The following is a 6,588-nucleotide window of genomic DNA, read 5'->3' as shown; positions in this document are numbered from 1 at the left end:
TGCTCAACCTTCACTGCGAGAGGTCAATCGAGTGAGCGTTGTCACGGCACCTTGACCGTTTGCCGCTGAAGGTTGATCACCTGGGGAGGCTGCACGTCAGCCTTCGTCCGCACTGGACAGAGCTTCGGTGATCATGCGGGTGGCGAAGTCGCGGTCGCCGGTGAGTCGGTTGATGTGTTCCGCGAGCAGGAAGGCGGTGGCTTCCAGGGGATTCATCTCGTCCTTGGTCCAGGATCCGTACTGCTTGCGCCACAGGCTGGGGCTCAGGCCGGTGCCCGCAGCGACCAGTAGGCCGGCCATGGTGGGGATGGCCTCGGGACGGACGCTCTTGGGCATCATGCGCATCGTGGCCACGAGGTTGGGCACCACGCACTCGATGACGTCCCTGCCGTGGTCCTCGTAGGCCATCCGCAGCCACTGCATGAACATGTAGATGAGCGTGCATGTGCCGTCCAGCACGTCATCGACTCCGCCGGGGCCCAAGGACGCGGCGAACTGGTCGGTCAGCGCTTGTTGTTCAGCGTCGGTCTGGGTCTTGCCGTCGTAGATGGCTTTGAGCCGAGAGTCGATCATCATGAGTGCTGCGCCCACATCGCCGGCGGGAGCGTGCTGGGGGTCGCAGGGCGATGACACAGGATTCCTCCTCAGCTGACCGTGGGTAGCGCGGCGTGTCCGTACAGTAGTCCGCCGACGATGCGGGGGTCTGACGAATCCCGTGAAGAGCCTTTGGTGGCCCATCCCGGACCGGGCAGGTTCATGCCTCGACGAACTCGTGGAGCATCTCCTCCAGATCGGCCAGCGTGTCGGCGACCGGTGTCCCGGTGCGGGCCTCGCGGATGGTGATGCACGTGGCGGTGAAGTCCGCGAGTTCGAGGATCAGGTCGAAGAACTCGCCCTGATCCCGGGCGAAGGCCGCCCTGAGCACTTCGGCTGCGCTCGCCTGGTCCGTCAGCAGTCCCCTGATCACGGGCAGCGCGTTCAGCTTCGCCTTCCCCGCCGCCGCCCCGCGTTCGGCGGCTTCCTCGATGGCGGAGAGGAGTTCGTCGACCGTCTGCTCGGTCTCATCCGCGAGCACGAGCGCGAGCCCGGTCGCAGCGGCGCTCGCGCCGGCGGCGAGCAGGAAGATGCGGTCGGTTCCGTTCTTGTCCGCATCGGCGCGCGCGGCCGCCGACACGATCCGGCCGGCGGGCGAATCGACGGGGCGCCGCGCGGTGCGGCTCGCCGGATTCATCGAGGCGCGGATCAGTTGCATGACGGGCTCGTGCCGTGTCGGAGTCCGGACACTGCCGGCCTTCTTGCTGTGCCGTTCCAGGAACTGTCCGAGGGTCTCTTCGAAGTCGGGCGGCGAGGACAGGGTTTCGGCGATGGCCTGCCATCGGGCGGGGTCGTTTCCGCACAGCTGCAGCAGGGCGTCGGCGGCCGCGGACTGGTCCTTGCTGCCGAGCACGACGTGGGCGGGCAGCTGGCGCAGCAGGGCGTCGGTGCAGTGACGGGACTCGAGGATCGTGTACTCGACTTGGTACATGAAGGCGCCCCGGTGGCCCTTGATGGTGTCCAGCCAGCCCTGCATGACCGCGGGTGGGTCGTCGACGTCATCGAGTTCCTCGTCCGTCAGCACGCGCGGTGGTCCCGCGTACGGGTGGGTCGCCGCATGGTCGGCCGCGGCCTGCCTCAGCCACGCCGGGACCTGCTGCTCGTACGCCAGCAGCCACTGCACCTCCATGGGGTGCAGCCCCTCCAGGAGGTTCGTGATCAGGCTGCGGTCCAGGTGGGGGTTGCCGGCCAGCGCGGTCAGCGTGCCGATCCGCTGGTCGCTGCTCAGCAGCAGCTTCGGGGACGGCGGCTCGCCGTCGTCGAAGGCGTAGCGCCGCTCGATCGCGGTGGGCTCGGGAAGGCGGGCGACCAGCGTGCACAGCGTGCCCAGGATGTCCGCGTCGTTGCTGGTCACGGCCAGATCCTCGGCCAGCCCGGTCAACTCGATCGCGTAGTGGCGGACCTGGGGGCCCGTCACGGCCTGCACCAGGTTGCCGCGTGCCAGGCAGGCGGCCGCGGCCTCGTGTAGCTGTGCGGCGGCCAGCTCTTTCAGGCGCGGGTGGCCGGCCACCCGCTGTGCGATCGTCCGTAGCCGCCGGCGCTGGGTGCGCTCGGGCTGCGGCAGGTCGGCCCACTCCGGCAGGCACAGCGCGGGCACACACGCCGCGAGGACTTCGTCGCTGATCTGCGCGGTGTCCACGCTGTCCAGGAGCGCGTGCCGCACCGCCTGGCCGTGGACGGGATCCTCCACGAGCTCGGGCCACCGCTCGGGGCAGCGTTTCAGCAGCAGCCCACACACCGAGTACGCCGGCCAGCCCTCCGGCTGCCAGTAAGGGGTGTTGCGCGGCTGGCTGTTGGCGGCGGCGAACGCCTCCCGTCCGGCCGTCACGATGGTCAGGCTGCGCCGCACCAGGGCGTCCAGCAGCCAGTCGGGCACCTCTGGGGTCGGCAGCACCGGCTCCTCCGGCTGCGGGAGCCCCGCCGACATCTCGACCGCGACCAGCGCCGACAGCTCCAGCGTTTCGATCACCTCCAGCGCCGTGGCGCGGAGGTCGCGCCGCGCGAGCGAGACGACCAGGTCCGGGGTGGCCTCGTGGTGCCGCAGCACGCCCGGGAGGTCGACCGTCCCCAGCAGGCCCCGCCGGATGAGCGCGTTGACATGGTCGGCGGCGGCCGCCGCGACGATCCGGTCCCGCAGGTCCTGGTCCGACAGCCGGGCGAGCAGGGCCGGGATCGTGTCCTTGAAGACGTCCTTCTGCCACGACCACGCATCCGAGTCGACGTCGTCGGGAAGCAGCCCGTCGACGACCGCGGCGAAGGCCCCCTCCGGCAGGTCCTCCCTACGGGCCAGAGCCGCCCACATCCGGTACTCCGTGCCATGTACCGCCATACCCGCCCCCTCACCCGGCCAAGCCTGATCGCCTTGCGCGAAGGAAACCGTATGACGCGCCACCTCCCGCTCGGGCGCAGTCAGCGAAGCCAAGCCGACCGGGCCGGATCGATATCGATACGGTCACCTCGGTGACGCCGCGCTGCGCGCAGGTAGCAGGGATGCTGACGGTCGCTCGAGAGGGAGCCGCTGTCAGACTGGCTGCCGCTACGGCGGCGGGCCCGGCTGCGTCTCCGGATGCCGGACGACCTGGCGTAGCCGCTTTTCCACCTCGTACCGGTTGAGCCCCTTCGCCCCCGCGTACCGCGTCACGGCAGCCTGTACAGCCCCGGCGGCCTCGAACCACACCCGGCGCTGCCGGTCGCGCTCCCCGCGGTCATCGAGCCGCTGCAGCTGAAGATGAGCATCGTCGGCCGCCTGCTGCAACGCAACGAGCTCGTCCGGGAGACCACTTCGGTGCAGCGTGGCGTGGACGCCTGGCTGAGCTCCTGCCCCGGTCTGAACCGGCACCGTTTCAGCAGCGGAGGGAGCCTGCTGGGCCAGGACTCGGATTGCGGGAAGAACCGGGACGGGTGCTGGAGCGTTCGGGGCTGAGTAGGAGGGCTTGCAGGTCGGACGGTTGCGGCTGGCACGAGCAGGTGCGTCGGGCTCCGAGACGGGTGGCAGCTGGGTGTCGTCGCTGCGGAGATCCTCGAGGCGGTCGCGGTCGGTGTCAGTGACCCAGAATCGGTGCGTCGTACCGCCGACACGGAACTGCACCGGCACGATGGTGCCAGCCGCCGTCCGGCGTACCAGGTCGTCGAACAAGACGTCGCGCGGCTTGGGCGTGGCGTGGAAGCGGCGGCACCGGCGTACGCCGTCCGGACAGGAGTACACGGCACGGACGTCGCAGTGCCAGAAGTCCAGGACGCGAAAGCCGGAGACGACGCGCAGGTCACCGGTCTTGGCGATGACATAGGCGGGCAGGCTGTCGCTGCGCGTCCAGTGCGTGTCGTGGCGGCGCGCGTAGTCGGCCCGGTCGGTGTGCCAGGCGGGAGTGATCCCGTTCTTCTCAGCCTTCGCCGCGCGGGCGCGGACGCTGCGGGGCCCTTGCGTGCCGGCCGAGGACAGCTGGACTTCCCATCCGATGCGCAGTCCGTCGGCTCCTTCGACGAGCGTGTCGGTCTGGATCCAACTGCGGCCCACGCTGGTGCGGACCTCGCTGTCGCCGTGGAAGCCTTCTTCGGCCGCGACCCGGAGGATGCGTTCCTGGTAGGCCTTGTGCTCGTCGCTGACAGGGACGATGTGGCGCTCTTCGTCTTCGCGCCGTTCGTGAACGGCCTCGCGCCGCCCATTGGCTCGCAGGCGCAGATACATCGGCGCCTCCACCCCGGCGTCCCGGCACACACCTCCGCATTGCAGGTCTCGCTCAGCGACCGGGACACCGCGGGCGGCGTACATCCGGTCCATGGTGTAGACCGTGTCCCACAGCCCCTCGTATCCCTCGTGTCCCAGGTCATCCTTGGTCAGGTCCAAGGAGATGCGCAGCTTCGCGTGCCAGACGATGTTGGCCACCCACCACCACCTTGTCTTCGCGGATTGCAGCCCAATCCAAGGTACGGCGCGGCACTGACAGCGGGGCATACACAGGACGCAACAGCAAAGCTTCTGGCGGCACGTCGCCGCTGGCATCGCGGCCAGCCGGAACCGTCCACCGGCTGGCGGCCTCCGATGGTCTCTAGACGACCTTGGCATTGGCATCGCGGCAGGAGTGGGAGGCGTGCTGGCGGGTGGGATACGGCTCGGGCTTCCGCTGGCTGTCGCCAGCACCCTGGCCTCGTCACTCAAAGGATCTCCCGCCGATCTGACAACAGCAGTCGGACCAGCCCAGGTCCTGTCCCGAGACCGCAGGGCCTTTCAGGTCCTCACCCTGGTGACGGGAACGGCGGCCGCCCTCGGAGTCGGACTCACATACGGCCCTGCAGCCGGCGTGGCCGCCGGCATCACCCTTGGCCTCGTCGAAGCTGCCTGGGGAGCGTTTGCCATCGCTCGGGTCTATCTCGCGCTCCGTCGAGGGCTTCCCCTCCGGTTCATGAGCTTTCTTGCAGATGCCCACCGGCGCGGCGTCCTGCGGCAGGTGGGTGCGGTGTACCAATTCCGTCACCTTGAACTGCAGCGACGTCTTGCTGCTCGTTACTCCGAACTTACTGATTGACAACGACGGCGCTGGACGAGGAGGGACTTCACCGAACGGCAGTTCCTTGCAAGGAGTGCGGAGCCTCGATCGCGCTCGGCCCGCTCCTCGACCAGCCATGGGTCAAGTCCCGCGCTTGTAGGGGCAATTCACGCAGGCCCCCGAGCCCGCAGAAGTTGCCCTGCCGCATCCTGCCGAACTTCCAGCGGTGGGTACGGGCGTGCCAGGGAGCTATCAGCAGCGCGAGACCTGCCCACACGTACCCGAGAGCTGAGCTCGGCCGGCTTGAGCGCCCGGCGGGACATGGCGGCTGGCAGTGCTGTGATCTTGAATTCGTCGTCGCAGACCATGACCCGGGCTCCGGGGTTCTGCTGGGCGGTGACGCTCTGCGGGTCCATGTCCTCGAAGCGCAGGACGCGGTGGCTGGTGCCCAGGAACCAGAACACGTCGCCGGGGACGTAGTCGTCGTAGGCGACGGTTACTGTCTCGTCGGGGCGGATCTTGCGGTACAGGCGGACTCCGGCGGTGTCGGCCGCCGCGTGGAGGGCGCGGTAGAGGCCGTCGAAAGGGAGGAGTGGACGGCCATGCCCGTGGCCCCATGAGGGCTACCGACGGAATGCCTTGACCTGCGCGGACAGAGACGGGCCCATAGATCGTTCCCGCATTGACGGTTCTACATCCCGTCGCTCGATCTGGTGGACCTGCCCTCACTGCCTTCCTCGTACGCCGCATCCGTCCGTACATTCGGAACCGGTCAGTGGCACTGTGGAAGGTTCTCGCTGATCACCGGGCTGTCGGCGTGAGCCGACAGCCCTTTCGTCACTTAGCAAGGCGCATTTCGTCGGTGTGCCCATGAACGCCACAGGGGCCCCGCACGCGCCGTACAGGGCCCCTGTGTGACGTGGAGTCGGGTGCTACTTGATCGGGTGCGCGTCGAGCCAGTCGGCCAGATCGTGAGCGGAGCCGAAGACCGCCGGCCGGTTGGACGTCATCTCGTTCACGCCCAGGTCTTCGCCTGGCTCGAGGCCTTTCTCCATCTTGTTGATCAGCGCGTAGGCGTCGGTCCAGAACTCGGCGCCCACGCTCTCCTCGGCGTTCATGGCCTTACGCAGGACCCGGGCCGAGGCCACGATGCGCTTCATCTTGTCCCAGCACGTCCCAGCCTCCTGCGTGCACTCGTCGTCCAGGTACGCGTTCGCGGCCTCATCCTGGAAGGCCGCGGCCGCCTTGCTGAAGCTGGGCGCCGCAGCGGCAGGCTTCTTGTCGGCAGTTGAGGCTTCCGTATCGCCGCCGCAGCCGCTCGTTGCCGCCATGGTCACCGCCAGGAGCGCTCCGACGGTTGCTGTCCCCCACCTGTATCTCCCCATGACGGGGATCATCGCACGCCCCACCGACACGGACACGACAAGGGCCCCAGCCGCCCGACTGAGGCCCTCCCCCGAAGTGCGGGAGTGTCTAGTAGGGCTCCGTTAGGTTGCTCTGGCTCTTGGGT

Annotated in this window: 5 protein-coding genes; 1 reads left to right on the top strand and 4 read right to left on the bottom strand. The window is 68.7% G+C overall.

Going from position 1 to position 6,588, the window contains the following annotated elements; all coding sequences use genetic code 11:
* Window positions 1-96 precede the first annotated feature (96 nt).
* The 3 genes from StrepF001_RS43965 to StrepF001_RS49195 all read right to left on the bottom strand — a co-directional run bounded on the left by StrepF001_RS43965 (window position 97) and on the right by StrepF001_RS49195 (window position 4,477).
* Window positions 97-633 carry a hypothetical protein gene (locus StrepF001_RS43965; protein WP_129803672.1) on the bottom strand — a complete coding sequence of 179 codons (537 nt, stop codon included), beginning with the start codon at window positions 631-633 and terminating at the stop codon, window positions 97-99.
* Window positions 634-754: 121 nt separating this feature from the next.
* Window positions 755-2,923, bottom strand: a complete 2,169-nt coding sequence (locus StrepF001_RS43960; RefSeq protein WP_206307165.1) for a hypothetical protein — start codon at window positions 2,921-2,923, stop codon at window positions 755-757.
* Between the two features lie 207 nt (window positions 2,924-3,130).
* Entirely contained in the window at window positions 3,131-4,477 is a 1,347-nt protein-coding gene (locus tag StrepF001_RS49195; protein ID WP_240797993.1) for a hypothetical protein, read from the bottom strand.
* Between the two features lie 415 nt (window positions 4,478-4,892).
* On the opposite strand from StrepF001_RS49195, the gene StrepF001_RS43950 reads away from it, so the two are divergent.
* Window positions 4,893-5,117 (top strand): hypothetical protein, encoded by a 225-nt coding sequence (locus tag StrepF001_RS43950; RefSeq protein WP_206307164.1) that lies wholly within the window; start codon window positions 4,893-4,895, stop codon window positions 5,115-5,117.
* A gap of 893 nt (window positions 5,118-6,010) precedes the next feature.
* Here the strand turns inward: StrepF001_RS43950 and StrepF001_RS43940 are convergent.
* Window positions 6,011-6,415 (bottom strand): hypothetical protein, encoded by a 405-nt coding sequence (locus StrepF001_RS43940; protein ID WP_129803671.1) that lies wholly within the window; start codon window positions 6,413-6,415, stop codon window positions 6,011-6,013.
* Between the last annotated feature and the right edge of the window lie 173 nt (window positions 6,416-6,588).

The organism is Streptomyces sp. F001, assembly GCF_004187715.1.
In the GTDB taxonomy this organism is placed as follows: Bacteria; Actinomycetota; Actinomycetes; order Streptomycetales; family Streptomycetaceae; genus Streptomyces; species Streptomyces flavusporus.
This window is presented reverse-complemented; position numbering and strand designations above follow the sequence as displayed.